This window comes from Deltaproteobacteria bacterium (assembly GCA_016208165.1).
GTDB lineage: Bacteria > Desulfobacterota > Desulfarculia > JACQYL01 > JACQYL01 > JACQYL01.
The window spans coordinates 1-18,288 of the sequence record JACQYL010000044.1 but is presented as its reverse complement, the minus strand read 5'-3'; the positions used below and the strand labels follow the sequence as shown (position 1 = coordinate 18,288).

Genomic DNA, 18,288 nt, shown 5'->3' with positions numbered 1-18,288 from the left:
TCACTCACCGCGGCTACCTGGTTCCGGATCCCAAGGACCCCCTGCGGCTTGTATGCAAGGACGGCCACGATCCCAAGATGCTGATGCCCATTCATTGGGAATGCGGTGTCGTGTTTGATTACGTTTCGGACTAGGTTCCGCAAGAAAAGGGTCACCGACGGACGTTGACCCGACCGAACCGTCTCCATGGCTCCGAGCCGACAAGAGCGAATTCGTTTCAGCTTTGGAAGCCGGATTCATGGAGCTTAACGTTCGGCAAAAACCTAAAGGAGGTTTCTGCAATGAAACTGCAAGGAAAAGTGGCGCTTGTCACGGGAGCGGGACGGGGAGGAACGAAGGGGCGCCTGAGAGGCTTTGGCGCTGAAATCTGCAAAAAGCTGGCTCTACAAGGTGCGGATATCGTTGTCAACGATTTCTTGGGGTCCGATTACGATTATGCAAAAGCAGAAGAGGCCAACCAAGTTGTTGAGGAAATGAAAAACCTGGGCCGTCGCGCCATATTTGTCAATGCGGATGTGGGTGATGCGCGATCCGTGGATAAAATGGTCAAGAAGACCCTCGACGAGTTCGGACGCATAGACATACTGATCAATAACGCAGGGGTTGCCGTGGGGATCGGCCCCATGCACGAACTGGACGAGTCTCTCTTTGATCTGTCCTGGCGTGTAATGACCAAAGGCGTATGGCTTTGCTCCAAGGCTGTAGCTAAGGTAATGATAAAACAGGGTTGGGGTGGAAAAATAGTCAACATGGCCTCCATATTGGGGAAAACGTATTCAATTTTTGCCGGCGGGTACACGACGGCCAAACACGGAGCCATCGGCATCACCAGGACCATGGCCGCTGAGCTTATACAGTATAAGATCAACGTTAATGCCATCTGTCCGGGGTGGTGCGATACTCATCTGCTTCAACTCGAGGGCGGCGCCATGCAGGAGTACCCGAGACTGTTGGGAATTACGAAAGAGGAGTTCACAAAACTGTTGTATGGATGGACGCCGGCCGGAAGATTAGGGACCGTTGAGGAAATCGCCAACGCGACCCTTCTCCTCTGTCTGCCCGAGTCCGACTATATAAACGGCCAGAGCATTGCGGTCGACGGCGGTGGAATTACGATTTAACCGGCGGCCTGAGAAAATTCATTCACTTTGTACGGTTTTTCCTTCATTTTCACGGCCTTCATGAATCATCGGGGGCTGGAATGGTCTCGGCCGGCTTCACGGCTTTCTCCGGCCGGACCATCCGGCCCCAACCGCCCCCGTTCCGAACGGGAGACTTGCTTGAGTTGGACGCATATGGGCGTACAATCTGTACTGCAGAGATGCATAACCTTCCGCGAGTGACACACGCATGATGCTCTCAAATCGCCCCTGACATCGAGTATCTTTTTATCGAAACCCAGCTCAGCGGGGAGATGCCGAAGAAGGTCAGGAATAAATCCCCATATTTGTTACCCAAAGGGGATCGGGCCAACGATATCGCAACATCCAATCCAGAGTGAAGAAACATCAACCCTGTTTCAACGCGGATGCGCCCTATGGAAGGCTTCACCTTCCGGTGGCGATCCAATGCAACATCAAATGCAAGTACTGCAATCGCAAATCCGACTGCGTCAACGAAAGCCGGCCGGGTGCGACGAACACGGCCCTCACTCCGGGCCAGGCTCTGTGCAATTCGGCTCACTTGAGCCGATTGTCCGGGTCCCCTTCCTCGACCATTTGGTTGAGCAGTTCGCGTTCGAGTTCGCGCGGTAGACGACCGCTCAAGAACGCCCGGCAAACCTGTTCTCCGGTCCCATTGGTGAAAACGGCTTCAGCCTCCGCCTTTCCTCCTTCCTGTAGCTTGGTGAGGGTGATGGTGCAGGTAATGGTATCGCCGAAGTAGACCGGCCTCATGAACCTGAAATCCATTTTCGTGGCCAACATCCCCGCTTGGCCGCCAAACTCGCAGATCATGGAACCTACGATCAGGCCGTGGCAGATAAGGCCTCTGAATCCTGTGGCCTCGGCCCAACGAAGATCATAATGCACCGGGTTATAGTCTCTGGTCAGGCGCCCGAAATCCAGATTCTCCTCCTCGGTGAACGTGCGCGTGTAAGAAAACGATTCACCCTCTTTCAAACCTTCTATGGCTCGCCGGCGCATGGGGTTGGTCTTGTTGGCAAGCAAGCGAAAAAACCAAACGAGGAACAAAGACGCAATTCTAGGCAACGTCGCATTGACGCCCCCGGCAGCCTGCATCGCAACGTCATCCGAGGAATCGAAAGGCGGGCGATTTTCCAGGAAGATAAGGATCAGGGGGATCTTCTCGAACCACTCTCCGGTCTGCGCGAAGTGAACGCGACGCGTGCAATCAGAAAAAGATCGAGCGGACAACGTTGAGGAAAAGGAATTCACTGATGATATAAGGTTTACAACCGTCTTGCAGTTGCCACCCTCTCGGTGATATCCTCCGTCGCATAGGCTATGTTCACCTCGGCTATCGTAAGCCGCGAAACCCCACCTTTGGAGATCGGAATCATGTCAGTCAAAAAATCGGATGAGCCGAAAATATCGATGGGCAGCACCAAGAAGGAAATGATCGCCGCCTATGACGAGGTGCTGAAGCAATTGGAGGAGAAGGAGCAAACCGAACTGAGGCCCGAAAAGGTCAAGGAAGAGAAGAGAAAGAAGGAAGCCGTCGGCACCGCTGAGGATGTGGCGGCGGAGGATATCGGATCCAAGGTTTCAGCGCTGAAACTCGGCATTGGCAAAATGCTGACGGAACTATCCGACAAGCTCGAAACCGAGGTTTCCAACTATCAAAAGGTTAAAGAGGCTGTTGAGGTCAGGTCCGCCGAGCTGCAGGAAATTTACGAAATAGAGAAAGCCGCGTCCTCGCTGGCCGCCTTGATCGAGGCCCAAACCAAAAAGCAGGTCGATTTTGAAACGCAGATGGCTGAACGCCGTGCAACCCTGGAACAAGAGATAGCCTCCGTACGGGCCGCCTGGGACAAAGAAAAGAAAAGCCACGAACAGCAGACCAAGGAAATGCTGGCTGCCGAGGCCAGGGAACGCAAGCAGGAAAAAGAGGACTATACTTATCACTTCGAACGTGACAAGAAGCAGGCCCTCGACACATTCCAGGATGAAAAGGCCAAACGAGAGAAAGAATTAGCCGAGAAGATCGAGATCGCCGAAAAAGATCTGACGCAAAGGGAACAGGCTGTTTCACAAAAGGAACAAGAACTCGGTAACCTACAGAAAAAGGTCGAGAATTTCCCCAAAGAGCTTGAAGCGGCCGTAGCAAAAGCGACGAAGCAGCTCGAACAGCAACTCACAAAGGATGCGGCCTATAAGGAAGGGTTGCTTAGAAGCCAGTTCGACGGAGAAAAGAACGTCCTGACCGCCAAAACGCAATCCCTTGAACAAACGGCCAAGGATCAAGCGGATCGGATAGCTCAATTATCGAAACAACTGGAAACGGCTTACCAAAAGGTCCAAGAGATAGCTGAGAAGGCGATCGAAGGTTCATCCAATGCAAAATACATGACCGAGCTGAAACAGCTGCTTTCGAAACGAAACCAATCGACCGAGTCTTCAGTGTAAGAAGTCCGATCTTTTTCGAGCGATTCACCCGCTCCGCCAACGACACGGGCCTCTGAAGGGAAGACCTCACGCGCGTTTCGGAATGAGCACCAGGTCGACGACTTTTCCCAGTTCGTCCGCGGTGATGATGTTCAACTCATTCTTGATATCATCCGGTATTTCTCTCAGATCCGCCCCGTTCTTGGCGGGGAAAACTACCGATTTCACGCCGGCTCGATGGGCGGCCAGCAGTTTTTCTTTCACTCCCCCCACGGGAAGTATCCTGCCCGTCAGCGTCAACTCACCGGTCAACGCCGTATCTCTTCTGCTCGGACGATCGGTCAACAGCGAGATGAGGGAGATGGCGATGGTCACGCCCGCCGAAGGGCCGTCCTTCGGTATGGCGCCGGCGGGAACGTGGATGTGTATGTCATGGTTTTCAAAAAAATCTTCTGAAATATTAAATAAATCCGTATGACTACGAATGTAACTGACCGCCGCCTGCGCGGACTCCTTCATCACGTCACCAAGTGAGCCCGTCAAGATGAGCCGGTTTTTCCCTTTCATCTTGGTGGCTTCGACAAACAGGATCTCCCCGCCCGTCTCCGTCCAGGCCAACCCCGTTGCAACGCCGATTCTTTCCTTGGCCTCCGCCACCTCAAAATAGAATTTCCTGTGACCAAGCAGCGTCTCTACGAGTTCCGGAGTAACCAGTGCGGCTTCCTCTTTCTCGCCCCGGCTTAGAATGTCCAGGGCAATTTTGCGGCAGACGGACGCGATCTCCCTTTGGAGGTTCCGAAGACCCGCCTCTCTCGTGTGCTCCCGGATGATTTTGTGAACGGCGTCCGGAGTGAACCGCACCGAGCGTTCTGAAAGCCCGGCCTCGTCCATCGCTCCAGCAGGGCGGCGGCCAGATCGCCTTTAAAGTCCTGTCCGATCTTATCCAGTTCATCCAGCATAAAGACCGGATTCCTGGTTTCGATCCGCCTGATTTCCTGGATGATGCGTCCGGGCAAGGCGCCCACATAACTGCGGCGATGTCCTCTGATCTCCGCTTCGTCTTTCATGCCGGCCAACGAGATGCGAATAAATTTGCGCTGGAGACTCCGGGCAATGGACATGCCCAAGGACGTTTTCCCGGTTCCAGGGGGACCGACAAAACACAGAATCGGCCCTTTTGAAGTTAATTGAACCTTCTTCTTCGACAGAGCGTTTCGGACGGCGGACCGGATCTCATCCAATTTGAGGGGCTTGGCGAGGAAATGGTAGGACCCCTTCTTCATGGCCTCGACGGCCGTGGGAACGGTGGCATAACCCGTGATGATAATGACTTCCGTGTCCGGGTTGAGGGCTTTGGCTCTCTCCAGGACCCCCATGCCGTCGATCTTCTCCATCTTCAGATCGGTTAGGATGATATCAAAGCTGTTCTTCTCCAGAAGCTCGAACGCTTCGGTCCCGTCGGCCGCCGTGGAAACGAGATAGCCTTCCTTTCTAAGCACGTGCTCCAGATTCATCCTCGTCATCTTCTCGTCATCCACTACCAACATCCTGTACTTGCGGGAGGCTTTCAGGATTCGGACGGCCAGATATTCCAGGATCCGGTCCTTGATTTCGGACAGGCCGTAGTGCTCTTCATCGAGGATGGACTCGGCGGTCTTCAGATCCAACACGTCTTCCGTCACCCTGTTCCAGGGAAGGCTGACAAGATAGTCGATGTAGTTCATCCCGATGGTGTACTCAGCCGAGGAAGGACCCATCTTGGATATTCTACCAACCTCGGTCAGCACGGCCTTCTCCACGTATTCGGGCATGTGGGCGCGCTGTATCGTCTGCTTCAGTTCTTCTATCTCGGTCAGCGTCTCGAGCTTCTCGCCTTTTTTGAATATCTGCACAGGGAACTCCTTCCAGGCTCTACGGAACTATATCGTCCTTGGAAATGAATCTCAACGCATTAGATATCTTGCCGGCCTCCTCATCGGTTCCTGCTCCCACCGGATTTCCGTTACAATCGGCAACACCTCAGGTGTTTCTGTAATAGTCTATAACTTATCAAAATTACTAACAATTAGCCAAAACCATCCCAATCTATTGCATATTGTAACGGCTAACCCCTGCCGCCTCACAGCCGCTCCTTGCGACATTATTCTAATAATATCAACACTATAAATGATATTTTGGCGTTTCGGCATGCGACTTGCTCTGTTGTAAAGGCAAATACCGGCAAAGGAGGCAATCGAAGATGTCCAAAATCAGAGACAAAATGCTCAAACTGGATCAATGGATGGTGGCCGTCACCTTCGCCGAAGCCGGCGAGCGCAATACGGCCTTGGAAATCATGAATGAAACACCCGGTAAGGAGATTCGCAAGCGGGTCCACGGCAGGGTTTGCAAAAGGGAAGATAATAGACCCGTGATGAGGGCATGAGAATGCTGCATCAGTTCGAAACAAAGGAAATCCAAGAATGAAAAAAGTCCTCCTGGCCATCGGCGGGATCGCCCCCAGCAAGAAAGTCTTCAGCTATGCGGTGGAACTCTGCGAACGCATACGAGCGGAGCTGGACATCCTACAAATCATCAGGCCGAAACAGTATCGCGAATATCTGAAAAGGGTCCGGCAAGGATCCCACCATGCCAAGGGATACATTGAAAGAACCATGACGGCGGCCGCCTTTGCTGAGGCCGGTGAACATGAACTGGCTAAAGAAATTGAAGCCCAGGCACTGGAAAGCTTCCGCTCCCTGCTGCCGGAGTCGGAAAGGGCCGGAGTTCCTTGTCATTTGACCATGAAGTCGGGACACCCCGATGAAGAAGTCCTGAATTACACCAAGGAGCATCGGGATGTCGTACTCACGATCTATGACCTTCCCAAGGAGGAGGAAAACGACCGCTCTCTGGGGAGTAGCAAGAAACGGCTGTTAAGAGAAATCAAAGACCACATACCCACTCCCCTTGTGATGATGAGGGGTTGATCACCGGTATGTTCATTCAAGAAATTTAACAGGAGGCGTCAAGAGATGATGGGGCTGTTTGGGAAGATAACCAGTAGGTTAAGAAATATGACCGAAAAGTCGGACCGTTACCACGAGGCGCTTACAATGGCGGAGGCGGGTCAGCAAGAGCAGGCTATAGGGCTGATCGCCAAAGAGAATAGTCGTGACGTAACACCTCCAAAGCTGATCGTTGTCGGAAGAGAAAGCAGTTTTTCGAAAGAGATCGTCGACTACGCTTTGGAGATGGCCCAAAGAATGTCGTATCAGATATTGGCCCTGAACACGGCTCCGCTTTCGTCTCAGACTTTTCAACTATTTTCATCTTCAAGAAGCAAGCTCTGCGAGGAATTCCGAACTCTCTCGGAAGAGAATGTCAGGGCATTTCGGCTAGAGGCCGAAAAGATGGGGATCCCTTTTTCCCATGTAGTCGAATTTTGTGAACCGGATGAAGCCATCGAGGCAATCACGCGGAAGTTTCGAGATATCGAGTTCGTGGTTTCCGAATCCGAGGAAGATCGGGTGGCCAACAGGGAGGAGCAAGGCGAACGGCCTAGACATGAAATCTATGTCTATTCAATGATGTAGGTCCGTTCCCTTTACTAATTCACCCGTACACGGTCACTGTTGAACCTTCTAAGTTCATGGATTTTGACGGATGAAGTCCCTACGGCCCTGCAGATAGACCGTGGGGAATTCTCCCGTATTTATGATACCCTTTCATGATAGTATGTTGAGGAGAACAAAATGAATGCACACTTTATATATTCTTTGGCGCTGATCGTCGTTGCGTTTTTTTTGTGTTTCTGGTTTCGAAATGAAGAGAATGACAGAGCAGACTAGTCGAATGTCATCAAAAGAGATCTGAAGTTGCTGCTGAACGGAAAGGAGTATTCTAAATGACATCTCAAATGATATTGACGATGCTTGTTCTTGCTTTTGCTATTGTTCTCTTTATATTCGAATGGGTCAGAGTAGACGTTGTGGGAATCATCATGATGGTGTTGCTCCCTCTCATCGGCCTCATCTCACCCAAAGAGGCGTTTGTCGGTCTGAGCAGTAATGCGGTCGTTTCCATCATTGCCGTCATTATTATCGGAGCGGGGCTGGACAAGACGGGCGTTATGAACCAGGTGGCCGGACCTATTATAAAACTGGCGGGTCGCAGTGAGAAACGGATTATCGCCTTGATCTCCGGAGCCGTGGGATTGATCTCCAGCATGATGCAAAATATAGGCGCAGCCGCCCTCTTCCTGCCTGTGTCCCAGCGTATTGCAAAAAGATTGGAGACTCCCGTATCCCGAATTCTTATGCCTATGGGCTTCTGTGCAATCATCGGAGGGACCATTACCCTGGTGGGATCCAGTCCTACCATTCTGTTGAACGACCTCATGGTCCTGGGCGGAGAAAAACTGGAACCCTTCTCCCTGTTTACCCAAACGCCGATTGGTATATGCCTTCTGGCAAGTGCAATTTTCTATTTCACGTTTTTTGGGAAATTTGTTTTACCCGCTGCGGGCGGTGAAGCGGATAAAGGAGTCACGGCTTCCCTCATGGAAGAGTATCGGGCGCTGGGGACCCTTTTTGAACTGCACGTTCCAAAAGACTTCAAAGATGCAAAGACGTTGGAAGAGCTGAATATCCGGACCAAGTTTTTGGTCACTGTTGTCGCCATCAGCTTTTCTTCAAAAAGAGAAAAGAGCCTTGTCCCGCGAAGCCACAACAGAATCTCCGCCGGCGACGATCTTGCCGTGGTTGGAAGAGAAGAGAATATCAGAAGACTTGCCAAGGAATACGGATGGCAGGTCAAGGAAAGTCTGGAGGTTTTTGCCGAAGCCCTTTCCAGAACCAATGCCGGAATGGCGGAAACCGTCGTTTCTCCCCGCTCCGAACTCGTTGGAAAATCGATGAGCGAAATTCATTTCAAAGATCTCTATGGGGTCAACCCCGTCGCCTTGTCCAAGGGTCGCAAGATCTTTTACAGCGGACTGACCAGGATTCGACTCCAGATGGGTGACACCCTGTTGCTGCAAGGTCCTTGGGAGAGGTTCCACATTTTGAAGAACCGCCCGCAGCCGAGAGCGCTCACCTTTGCCACTCCTCTCGAGGGCGAAATTATGCGGCCCCATAAAGCCAAGCTGGCCGTAGCCTGGTTCGCGATAGCCCTGTTTCAGATTATCTTCTTTAAGGTTCAGCTTTCCGTCGCCCTCATGTCCGGGGCATTGGGAATGATTATCACGGGCGTCCTTTCCATTGACGAAGCCTACCGCTCCGTGGACTGGATGACCGTCTTTTTGCTGGCCGGACTGATACCTCTTGGAATCGCCTTTGAGAAATCAGGTACGGCGGCTTTCATCGCTCATAATGTCCTGGAGTTGATCGGTCATCCCACGCCCATCGTGCTTCTCGCCGTTGTGGGCATTATGACGTCCTTTTTCACTTTGGTGATTTCCAATGTGGGAGCGACGGTCCTGCTGGTTCCCCTCTGTATGAACATGACGGTCATGGCCGGAGGAGATCCCCGTATGGCCGCCCTGGTCGTCGGGCTGTCCGCTTCCAACACCTTCGTTCTGCCTACTCATCAGGTCAACGCCCTGGTCATGAGGCCCGGAGGGTATCGGACCGTGGATTATGCAAAAGCCGGCTTCGTTATGACGGTGATCTTTCTGACAGTGGAACTCAGCGTCCTGTACTTTTTCTACGGGATTCAATAACGACCACCGGCGCCGGGTGACTTTAAGCTTACCCCTCCCTCATGTCTCCCAAACCGGTCATGTCGTCCGTCCTTGGGCATGAGCAGGAGGGGAAAACCGGCATGAGGCGTCGGTGAAAGATATGTTCAACCATTCTGCGTTCTCCACTCCGTGTCCGATACATCCGGGAGAACGATTATCGAGTAGAGTTCACGATGAAGGAAGGGTTGAGGACAAGAACTCAATCCCCCTCATCCCGACACCAGGAGGTGCTTGTGGCGATTATAACGATTTCAAGAGGATGCTACAGTCACGGTCAGGAAATAGCGGAAGAACTGGCCAAGATGCTGGGTTACGAATGCATCAGTCAAGAAGTTCTTGTCGAAGCTTCCCGTTTCTTCCATGTTCCCGAGGAGAAACTGCTGAAATCCATTCACGACTCCCCATCCATGTTGGAAAAAATTACCCATGCGCGGGAGAAATTTCTGGCCTGCATCCAAGCAGCTTTGTTAGAACACGTGAAAGAAGACAATGTGGTCTATCACGGTTACGGGGGCCATATGCTCGTCCCGGGCATCTCACACGTCTTGAAGGTTCGTGTGATTGCCGAATTGGAGGATCGAATAGCGCTCCTTCAAAAAAAGCGGAATATTTCGAGAGATCAGGCTCTGAAGTTCATCGAAACGGAAGACAAGCATCGGAGCGACTGGAACCAGTATGTGTGTAAGGCGGATATGACCGATCCTCACCTGTACGATTTGGTCCTGAACATAGGAAGACTGAACGTGGAGGACGCTTGCGAAGTCATCTGCGCCGCCGCAAGGCGCGACACCTTCAAAGCAACCCCGGAATCGGAAAAGGCCATCCGTGATCTGGCCCTGAGCAGCTTCGTCAAAGCCGCTCTTCAGGAAATCTGTGAAGCGGAAGTGAGCGCCGACGACGGCAAGGTCGCCATCCATGTCAAAGGCCAGAAACTCAGGAAAACAGGCTTCACCAGCCCAAAGCTCCAAGACCAGGTGATGGAAAAGATAAGAGGGGATCTGACTAAGGATATCCTGCAAGCCGTAAGAGGAATCCCCGGCGTTAAAGACGTCGTCTTCGATATCGACCTTCCCTATTATTCTTGAGAGTTCAAGGCGGGAAATGAGAAGAAAGATCATCATCGCCATTTCAACGTTCCTTATCCTGAGCGGATTCATATGGTCTTTGGCCTACTACAAGCATCTCGTATTGAATCAGAAGCTCCAGATCCTGGAGAAGAAAGACAACCTGTTCAATACCATCCTCGAGGCCCGCAGGTACGAGAAGAATTACTTCTTATATCTGGGCCCCGAAAACCTGCAAGACGCCTTGTCCTACGCGCGCAAGTCGGAGCAAAAACTAAACGGGATCATTGGGGATTACGGCCGCTTCACACTGGCCACGAATCTCCAGGAAAATTTGGACGACCTCCGGAAATATGAAAACGCCTTATCTTCTCTGCTCGAACTTCATCAGGAAAGAGGATCTCCGGAGGTCGAGCAGAATCTGATCGAGGACTATTCACGACACCAGCACATCATCCGGGCGCTCGGCAAGAAGATTACGGAGGATATGGAGGCGATCCTCTCCCAGGAACGACGGTATGTAAACCGCCTCTTCGGGGAGTCCAGAATCTATCAATTTCTGACCTTGTTGGGGGTCTTTGTTCTATCCATCTTTGCGGTTCTCTTCTTTGTCTTTAGTGTCAATCGACCCCTAAAGACCATTGAGGACGCCATTCACAAAATCGCGGTGGGTGACTACACAAACATGCCTCCAATATCCACCGGAGACGAATTTGAATCCTTGGTAAACAGTTTGAACAACATGATCAATGAACTGAACAGGCGAAGCGAACAGCTCGTACAGACGAAAAAATTGGCCTCCTTGGGAACCCTGACCTCGGGCGTGGCCCATGAATTGAACAACCCGCTGAACAATATTTCCACCTCCGTTCAGATTCTGCTCGAAGAATTGGAAGAAGATAACCTGGAATACAAGCGGGAACTGCTGATTGAAACAGAGAAACAGGTGGAGAGAACGAGAGATATAGTGAAAGCCCTTCTCGAATTTTCCAGGGAAAGATCTTTTCACCTCAAGCAGCTTCGTTTCAAGATCTTGGTGGACAGCACCCTGAAACTGATCAAGGGAGAAGTGCCGGCCAACGTGGAACTCAGGGTTGATGTACCGGAAGATATTCGGGTAAACTTGGATCCTCGCCGCATTCAACAGGTGTTGGTCAATCTGATACTCAATGGGATCCAGGCCATGGAACATGGAGGGATCCTCAGCATCCGGGCTGCCAAGGGAAAAGACAAAGCGGAATTCTATTTCCAGGTCAGTGACACCGGTAGCGGGATACAGGCTGAAAATCTCTCAAAGATTTTCGATCCGTTCTTCACCACCAAAGAAGTAGGCAAAGGCACCGGATTAGGCCTCTCGATCAGCCATTCTATTGTTGGACAACATGGAGGCCGAATCGAAGTTGAAAGTGAAATCGATAGAGGCACCACATTTACCGTCTTCTTGCCGACCGACCACGACATCCTGGAGAGCAGCGAAACGGATGAAGATTGAAAAGGATCCGCCGATCCACGCACCTTCCGGGGAATGACGGAGAATCTCCTCCTCTAAAGGAATCTCTTTTGTGAATACCGAACCCACGATACTCGTTGTGGAAGATGAAGATGTAGCCCGCAAGAACCTGGAACATGTCCTCAGAAAGGAGGGATATGACGTCATTTCTGTCGACAACGGCAAGAAGGCGCTCGATCTGTTGAATACCAGGACATTCGATCTTGTCATTACCGATCTCAAGATGGAGAAAGTGGACGGCATGCAGGTTTTGGAGAAAAGCCGGGAACTGCAGCCCCATACGGAAGTGATCATGATCACGGGATACGCGACCGTTAATTCAGCGGTGCAGGCCATGAAGGAGGGAGCATATCACTATATTGCGAAACCGTATAAGATCGATGAGGTCCGGAAGACCGTCAAAGAAGCGCTGACCAAGCGCGGGCTTCTGCTGGAAAACATCGAACTGAAGGAGTCCTTGAAAAAGATCCGGCCCATCCCGTCTATCGTCGGAAGAAGTACGCAAATGATCGCCGTTCAAAAAACCATCCAGCAGGTCGCCCCTTCAGACATCAATGTCCTCATTTTAGGTGAGAGTGGCACGGGAAAGGAGATGGTGGCAAAAGCCATACATCACCTGAGCCCCCGTTCGAATAAGAGATTCGTGGCATTCAACTGTGGATCCTTCACCGAGGATTTGATGGCGAACGAACTCTTCGGTCATGAAAAAGGAGCGTTTACCGGGGCCACCACGGAAAAGGCAGGACTGGTGGAAGCAGCGGATGGAGGAACCGTATTCCTGGACGAAGTCGGCGACATGCCTCTGACCATGCAGGTTAAATTATTGAGAGTGATCCAGGAAAAAACGTTCCTCCGCGTTGGAGGTGTGGATCCGATACCCGTGGACGTACGTTTTATCGCTGCAACTCATCGTGATCTCAAGGAGGATGTGAAAAACGGATATTTTCGTCAGGATCTTTTTTACCGTCTCAATGTGATTACCATTCTTCTCCCCCCTTTGACGGACCGCGACGGAGATATCCCGCTGTTGGCCAATCATTTCCTGACTCAAAAAAGCGAGGCCATGAAAAAAGACATCCGGGGAATCGAACGGGAGGCCATGGACTTGTTGTGCCGGTACGGCTGGCCTGGAAATGTCAGAGAACTGGAAAACGTCATCGAAAGGGCCGTCGCCCTGGAGAACGGCCCCTCGATTATCGTCGCCGACCTTCCGGATTATATCCGAAATCTATCCATAGAAACCTACCGTCACGCCGCTTCCAGCACCCCCACCTTGGAGGAGCAGGAGAAAAACTATATCCAATGGGTATTGAAGAAGTGCGAAGGGAACAAAACCCGGGCCGCCAAGATCATGGGAATCGACCGCGTCTCCCTCTGGCGCAAGATGAAAAGATACGGATTGGAAGAATAGAAACAAGCCTCCCTTTGCCGGAGATGCACGCTATTTCATCCCCAATTCGGCATCACACGCGTCCCCTGATTTTCACGGACACAGTTCTTCGGCCGCCTCTCCCGTAAATTGGATGTTCTTCAGTCCGCCGTTGGCGGCGGATATACGGCTGCGAAACACATCGCGCCCAAAAGGGGACACCTCCTTGAGGCAGGACGTATGGATGTACACCTTTCGTACTCCATGAGCGTTCTTGTCTAAAGCGTTGAGCACTTCGTGGGCCGAGGTGCCGTCAAAGTCACCGATCAGTTTTAGATGTAAGCTATCGCTGTTGCGATGCACAAGAATTTTGAAGTTGGAAGCCACGAGCCTTTTCTCCGACGTTCATAGGGTTCATCCGTGGTCGATCAAACAGTCGCTTCGGAAACAGCAATCCAGCTGGTCGCAGTATTCTTCGGCTCTGCCGAAACAATCGAAATTGCCTTCCGCGCGCTGAATCAGTCGGATCAAATCCACCTTCTTTGGGTTCTTTGCCTGGATTCCCAGGGCCTTGGCCTTCACCTTCAGCTCTCTCATGTTCATATGGACCTCCTGTTTTGAAATCCGGAATATTCGACGCACGTCCACCTGCGCGCTTTCCGATCGTGGAACACCGCCCTGCGGCTTTATCGTCACGGGCAAGGTGAATACAAAGTTGGAGCCTCCCGGTTCCGGCTCGTACCGGATATCCCCGCCGTGCTGCCTGAGCACCTTGTAGGTCAGGTGCAGCCCCAACCCGATGCCGTTGGAAGCGTGTCCGCCGTTGTGGCTGATCTTGCAGAATCCGGTGAACAGACGGCCCCGGAGCTCGTCCGGAATCGGCTTGCCGCTGTTGTACACATGGCAGCGAACATGCGACCCGCATACCCGACACCCCAGCGCTATCGTACAACCCTTTCCGCCGAACTTTATGGCGTTAACCAGAAGATTCCGTAACACCGCTTTCATCCAGAATCGGTTTCCACGTACGAAGATCCCGTGGAACGGTGTAATGCAGGTTTGCCTGTCCATGGAAACATGGGAGTCCCGGATCTCCGCCGCCAGTTCCTCGAGCACGGGTTCGACCACATCATATCGCAAGTCCAGCTCCGTATACTCGATATGCACCGCGCCGTTGAGCACGGACACCTTGCCCATGCAATCCTCGGTGATCCCGATGAGTCTCCCGATCCTCCGATAAAGGTCGGAAAGTATGTTTCCGAGAGGACCATCCGTTCCGCCGTACGCGCCGCGAAGGATTAGCTTCACCATCGCCGCCATGGAGACCAAAGGACTCCGGATATCGTGCGCCATAAGGGCCACGGCGTCCAATACGTCTTCCGGCGCCACGATTCCCGTGGTCACCTGTCGCTCCTCCATCGATCCCTTCTCTCTGCTTTCAACATACGCATGACTCGCTCTTTGGCTCATGGGACCGTTTCTATAGACGGAACACCGGAGTCCTGTCTATGGGGGAACTCCCGTATTGAACGGAGAAAATCCCTACTTCGAAGTGACGGATGGTCGCGCGCTTCAATTCATGGGAGCGATTGTGGACGGGATGACGAATCAAGACCGGGGCGCACCTAAACAAATCCGAGGGGAAAGAGGCCTCGCGCCTCCGCAAAACGGCTGTTATCTTGCGAGCGTCTCCCGAAGGATGACGCCGGCCTGAAGGGTTTTTGAAAGGGTAAAGGGTCTCGCCTCCGGCGGGATTTCAAACGTATACCCCATGAATGATTGTCCTCAAAGCTCCGGATCGATGAGCCCGATCTTCACGGCGTACTTGACCATGCCGGGCAAGTCGTACAGGTCCAGTTTCTTCATGATGTTGCTGCGATGTTTTTCCACGGTTTTCGGGCTGATACACAGCAAATCTCCGATCTCGCGGCTCGAATGGCCTTCCACCACCAGCCGGAACACCTGTTGCTCGCGTTCGCTCAGCAGGTCGTACGTCCGCTCACCTACCCGTCGCTCTCCGATTCTCAGGTAAGTATCCACTACGTCGGCTTGAATCTTGGAACTCAGGTAGTACTCCGACCGGTGCGCCGCCCGGATGGCGTCAACCACCTCGTTGCTCGGAGAGGCTTTGAGCACGTAGCCCAGCGCTCCGCAGGAGAGCACTTCGTGAACGTAGGCCTCTTTCTTGTGCATGGAAAGAACCACCACTCGGGTCTCGGGTGTTGTCTCTTTCAGCAGGCGAACTACCTCGATGCCCGAGAGCTGGGGCATGGCAATGTCGATCAGCGCCACGTCGGGACCAATGGATTTGGCCAACCGCAGCGCCTCCCGGCCATCCTCCGCCTCCGCCACGACCTCCATATCCGGCTGGCTGTTGACGAGCTGGCGCAACCCTTCCCGGACAATGGAATGATCATCCGCTATGAGCACGCGTATCTTGCGCATATGTGTCTTGCCTCGAGGGGAAGCTCCGCGCGAAGCACGGTTCCTTTCCCTCTCCCGGATCGGATCTCGATGGAGCCGCCCAACGACGCCACCCGTTCCCGCATCCCCAAAAGTCCGATGCCCCGGTGGCTCGCCGAAGACACGTCCCCCAATCCCACGCCGTCGTCCTTCACAGTCAGGATGACGTTGGGGTGACTCAGGGTGAGGATCACCTCGGCATGCCGGGCCCCGGCGTGCCTTGCGATGTTGGTGAGGCCTTCCTGAACCATGCGATACAAAGCGATCTCCAACGCAGGGTCCAGGCGTTTCTTGAAACCGAGCGCTTTAAAATCCACATCGAGTCCGGGCGCTCGCCGCATGAACTCTTTTATATACCAGGCCAGCGCCGGTACGAGTCCCAGATCGTCCAGCATCTCCGGCCGCAGCTCGTGAGAAATGTTCCTTATGGTGTCTCCCAGCCGCTCCACGATCCCCGTCAGCTCCTGAATCCGCTTCTTCTGCTTCTCGAACTCGCGCGGGAGGGAACCCCGCAACGCTTCCATCCCTAAATGAAGAGCGGTAAGAGCCTGACCGCATTCGTCGTGCAGGTCCTGGGCCAGCCGTTTACACGCGACCTCCTGGGTGCTGATCAGCTCCCGGGAAAGACGCCGGATCTCTTTCTCGGCTTGTTTGCGCTCCGTGAGATCCTCGTACATGATAAACAGCGTGTCATCCTCGATCACCACGGGCCGAAACCTTACGTACCGGACCGTTCCATCCTTGCACGTCACGCGAAATTCACGAGGGTCCACCTCACACTGCGCGCCGGCCTTCATGTCGGATATCCAGGCCGCCCGCGCTTGCCGGCGATACTCCGCATCCGGAAAGGCGCGACGAAACCACTCTCCTCCGGTCGGGATGTCCTCCAGCGTGTAACCGAAAATCTCGATGAACTTCCGGTTGACGTACAAGTATCGCCCCTGGTCGTCGATGACGGATATGGGGAAGGGAGACATCTCCGCAATGCGCCGAAACCGCCGTTCGTATTCCAACAGCGCCTTTTCGGTCTCTTTGAGTCTGGTAATGTCCCGCACGATCCCTTCGATGGCCTTAGCCGCGCCGGAAGCATCGCGCAAAACCACCCATCGATCGTGCATCCACCGGACAGACCCGTCGGGATGGAGGAAACGGTACTCGATCTCACCCCTCTCGAAGCCGGGTTTAAGCGAATCCGCCGAGGCTTTTCGAACCGCCTCCCTATCCTCTGGATGGATGTGAAGCAATATGGTTTTCGGGGTCACCACACGGGCAAACTCGGAATCGTCATAATCCAACAGCCTCCCGCTGCTCTTGTTCATGAATATGAACGTGCGGGAAGCCACGTCATAGTGATAAATGGCGTCCTGGAGCTGGTCGGCGAGCCTTTTGAAGTCTTCGGATACCCGTATGTCGAGCTCTTCCGGCATGGTTGGTTTCCACTCGCCTGGACACTTTTCGAAGGGTGATGGGTCCGCCGGCAGGGGCAAACCCGTACATACGCAGAGCAGGCCCCCATACTGTATGCTACGGGCGAATCGGGAGAACCCTATACCTATTGTATACGGTCACCCTCGATAAAGGCAAATTTCCTTGGTGTGGGTGCGGATCTCGGGACCCATCGGAGTCCGTTTTCTCAATTCCGGATCGTTTTCTTGCTCCGACCGTGATCGTGAGGAAGAGGCCGGCCGGCTGAAAAACATGGCCTTATCAGCCCGTTGAAAAAGCCGGGTTGTTGCAGGCCGCAAGGAGGGATGCGGTTATTTGGTATTCCCTATATCTACTCGCGCGAGGTTCTTTGGTGGGTAACATTCCAATCCGCACTCCGCATGGATATCGCTTCGCTCGATCTGTAACGTCACATGCTCGATGCCGAATCGGTCATGCAGCTCCGTACGTATCTGCGACAACAGAGTGTCGTCGTTTCCCGCCTCCGGTCGTATCAGGTGCGCCGTCATGGCGGTCTCCGTCGTACTCATGGCCCACACGTGTACGTCGTGAACCGATTCGACGCCCGGAAGGTTGGAAAGATACCCGGTAATGGCTTCCGCATCGATTTCACGCGGCACTACGCGGCACTGCGTGCAGCACCAGATCGAAAGACTCCCGAAACAGCCGCCAGGTTCCGATAAGAATGATCGCCGCAATGGTCAGGCCCACTACCGGGTCGATCCATAACCACCCGAGGAAGCTGATCGCGATGCCCGCCACAACCACTCCTAAAGACACTCCGGCGTCCGCGGCCATATGAAGGAACGCGCCGCGTATGTTCAGATCTCTTTCCCGGCCCGCTACGAACAGCAGGGCCGTCGCCGTATTGATGGCCACTCCGATGGCGGCCACCACCACAACGACATGCCCCTCGACCAGTTGAGGATGGCTGAATCGTCGGATCGACTCCCACGCAATGCCTCCCACCGCAACCAGAAGAACGATCGCATTGGCGAGGGCCGCGAGCAGGGTCGAGCTTTTCCATCCATAGGTGCTACGGTGGGTCGGAGTGCGCATGCTTAAAAGGTTGGCGCCGCAGGCCAGCAATAGCCCGAGGACGTCGCTCAGGTTGTGACCGGCGTCCGCAAGCGGCGCGATCGAATCGG

At 53.3% G+C, this 18,288-nt stretch carries 14 protein-coding genes and 2 pseudogenes; 9 read left to right on the top strand and 7 right to left on the bottom strand.

The window, feature by feature from the left end; genetic code table 11:
* Window positions 1-281 precede the first annotated feature (281 nt).
* Window positions 282-1,121 (top strand): SDR family oxidoreductase, encoded by an 840-nt coding sequence (locus HY788_09080; protein MBI4774315.1) that lies wholly within the window; start codon window positions 282-284, stop codon window positions 1,119-1,121.
* Window positions 1,122-1,679: 558 nt separating this feature from the next.
* Here the strand turns inward: HY788_09080 and HY788_09075 are convergent.
* The gene (locus tag HY788_09075; GenBank protein ID MBI4774314.1) at window positions 1,680-2,144 is read right to left on the bottom strand and encodes a MaoC family dehydratase; all 465 of its coding nucleotides are present in this window, start codon (window positions 2,142-2,144) and stop codon (window positions 1,680-1,682) included.
* Between the two features lie 375 nt (window positions 2,145-2,519).
* Here HY788_09075 and HY788_09070 point away from each other — a divergent pair, with 375 nt between their 5' ends.
* Entirely contained in the window at window positions 2,520-3,587 is a 1,068-nt protein-coding gene (locus tag HY788_09070; GenBank protein MBI4774313.1) for a hypothetical protein, read from the top strand.
* Between the two features lie 66 nt (window positions 3,588-3,653).
* Here HY788_09070 and HY788_09065 read toward each other — a convergent pair.
* Window positions 3,654-5,377, bottom strand: a pseudogene (locus tag HY788_09065) (response regulator).
* A 428-nt stretch (window positions 5,378-5,805) separates the two neighbouring features.
* Between HY788_09065 and HY788_09060 the strand changes: the two are divergent.
* The 7 genes from HY788_09060 (at window position 5,806) to HY788_09030 (ending at window position 13,273) form a co-directional block, all read left to right on the top strand.
* The gene (locus HY788_09060) at window positions 5,806-5,991 is read left to right on the top strand and encodes a hypothetical protein (protein ID MBI4774312.1); all 186 of its coding nucleotides are present in this window, start codon (window positions 5,806-5,808) and stop codon (window positions 5,989-5,991) included.
* Window positions 5,992-6,028: 37 nt separating this feature from the next.
* A complete protein-coding gene (locus HY788_09055; protein MBI4774311.1) occupies window positions 6,029-6,535 on the top strand; it encodes a universal stress protein in 507 nt (168 codons plus the stop codon).
* A gap of 87 nt (window positions 6,536-6,622) precedes the next feature.
* On the top strand, window positions 6,623-7,141 hold the full coding sequence (locus HY788_09050) for a hypothetical protein (protein ID MBI4774310.1): 519 nt from the start codon (window positions 6,623-6,625) through the stop codon (window positions 7,139-7,141).
* 311 nt (window positions 7,142-7,452) lie between these two features.
* Entirely contained in the window at window positions 7,453-9,267 is a 1,815-nt protein-coding gene (locus tag HY788_09045; GenBank protein ID MBI4774309.1) for an SLC13 family permease, read from the top strand.
* A gap of 254 nt (window positions 9,268-9,521) precedes the next feature.
* Window positions 9,522-10,373, top strand: coding sequence for a cytidylate kinase-like family protein (locus HY788_09040; GenBank protein ID MBI4774308.1), 852 nt, complete (start codon window positions 9,522-9,524; stop codon window positions 10,371-10,373).
* 16 nt (window positions 10,374-10,389) lie between these two features.
* Window positions 10,390-11,844 (top strand): HAMP domain-containing protein, encoded by a 1,455-nt coding sequence (locus HY788_09035; GenBank protein MBI4774307.1) that lies wholly within the window; start codon window positions 10,390-10,392, stop codon window positions 11,842-11,844.
* A 70-nt stretch (window positions 11,845-11,914) separates the two neighbouring features.
* Window positions 11,915-13,273, top strand: coding sequence for a sigma-54-dependent Fis family transcriptional regulator (locus HY788_09030; GenBank protein ID MBI4774306.1), 1,359 nt, complete (start codon window positions 11,915-11,917; stop codon window positions 13,271-13,273).
* A gap of 72 nt (window positions 13,274-13,345) precedes the next feature.
* On the opposite strand, the gene HY788_09025 is transcribed toward HY788_09030, so the two are convergent.
* The 5 genes and pseudogenes from HY788_09025 to HY788_09005 form a co-directional block, all read right to left on the bottom strand.
* Entirely contained in the window at window positions 13,346-13,618 is a 273-nt protein-coding gene (locus HY788_09025) for a hypothetical protein (GenBank protein MBI4774305.1), read from the bottom strand.
* Window positions 13,619-13,645: 27 nt separating this feature from the next.
* A complete protein-coding gene (locus HY788_09020; GenBank protein MBI4774304.1) occupies window positions 13,646-14,650 on the bottom strand; it encodes a HAMP domain-containing histidine kinase in 1,005 nt (334 codons plus the stop codon).
* Window positions 14,651-15,016: 366 nt separating this feature from the next.
* The gene (locus HY788_09015; GenBank protein MBI4774303.1) at window positions 15,017-15,676 is read right to left on the bottom strand and encodes a response regulator transcription factor; all 660 of its coding nucleotides are present in this window, start codon (window positions 15,674-15,676) and stop codon (window positions 15,017-15,019) included.
* Window positions 15,652-17,121 carry a PAS domain S-box protein gene (locus HY788_09010; GenBank protein ID MBI4774302.1) on the bottom strand — a complete coding sequence of 490 codons (1,470 nt, stop codon included), beginning with the start codon at window positions 17,119-17,121 and terminating at the stop codon, window positions 15,652-15,654. Before HY788_09010 ends, HY788_09015 begins: the two co-directional genes overlap by 25 nt.
* Before the next feature lie 330 nt (window positions 17,122-17,451).
* Window positions 17,452-18,288: pseudogene (locus HY788_09005) on the bottom strand (cation transporter).

Excerpts from the sequence above, each read along its gene's own strand:
- HY788_09080 (MBI4774315.1), top strand. The coding sequence starts at position 282 with ATGAAACTGCAAGGAAAAGTGGCGCTTGTCACGGGAGCGGGACGGGGA.
- HY788_09075 (MBI4774314.1), bottom strand. The coding sequence starts at position 2,144 with ATGCGCCGGCGAGCCATAGAAGGTTTGAAAGAGGGTGAATCGTTTTCT.
- HY788_09070 (MBI4774313.1), top strand. The coding sequence starts at position 2,520 with ATGTCAGTCAAAAAATCGGATGAGCCGAAAATATCGATGGGCAGCACC.
- HY788_09060 (MBI4774312.1), top strand. The coding sequence starts at position 5,806 with ATGTCCAAAATCAGAGACAAAATGCTCAAACTGGATCAATGGATGGTG.
- HY788_09055 (MBI4774311.1), top strand. The coding sequence starts at position 6,029 with ATGAAAAAAGTCCTCCTGGCCATCGGCGGGATCGCCCCCAGCAAGAAA.
- HY788_09050 (MBI4774310.1), top strand. The coding sequence starts at position 6,623 with ATGACCGAAAAGTCGGACCGTTACCACGAGGCGCTTACAATGGCGGAG.
- HY788_09045 (MBI4774309.1), top strand. The coding sequence starts at position 7,453 with ATGACATCTCAAATGATATTGACGATGCTTGTTCTTGCTTTTGCTATT.
- HY788_09035 (MBI4774307.1), top strand. The coding sequence starts at position 10,390 with ATGAGAAGAAAGATCATCATCGCCATTTCAACGTTCCTTATCCTGAGC.
- HY788_09020 (MBI4774304.1), bottom strand. The coding sequence starts at position 14,650 with ATGGAGGAGCGACAGGTGACCACGGGAATCGTGGCGCCGGAAGACGTA.
- HY788_09015 (MBI4774303.1), bottom strand. The coding sequence starts at position 15,676 with ATGCGCAAGATACGCGTGCTCATAGCGGATGATCATTCCATTGTCCGG.
- HY788_09010 (MBI4774302.1), bottom strand. The coding sequence starts at position 17,121 with ATGCCGGAAGAGCTCGACATACGGGTATCCGAAGACTTCAAAAGGCTC.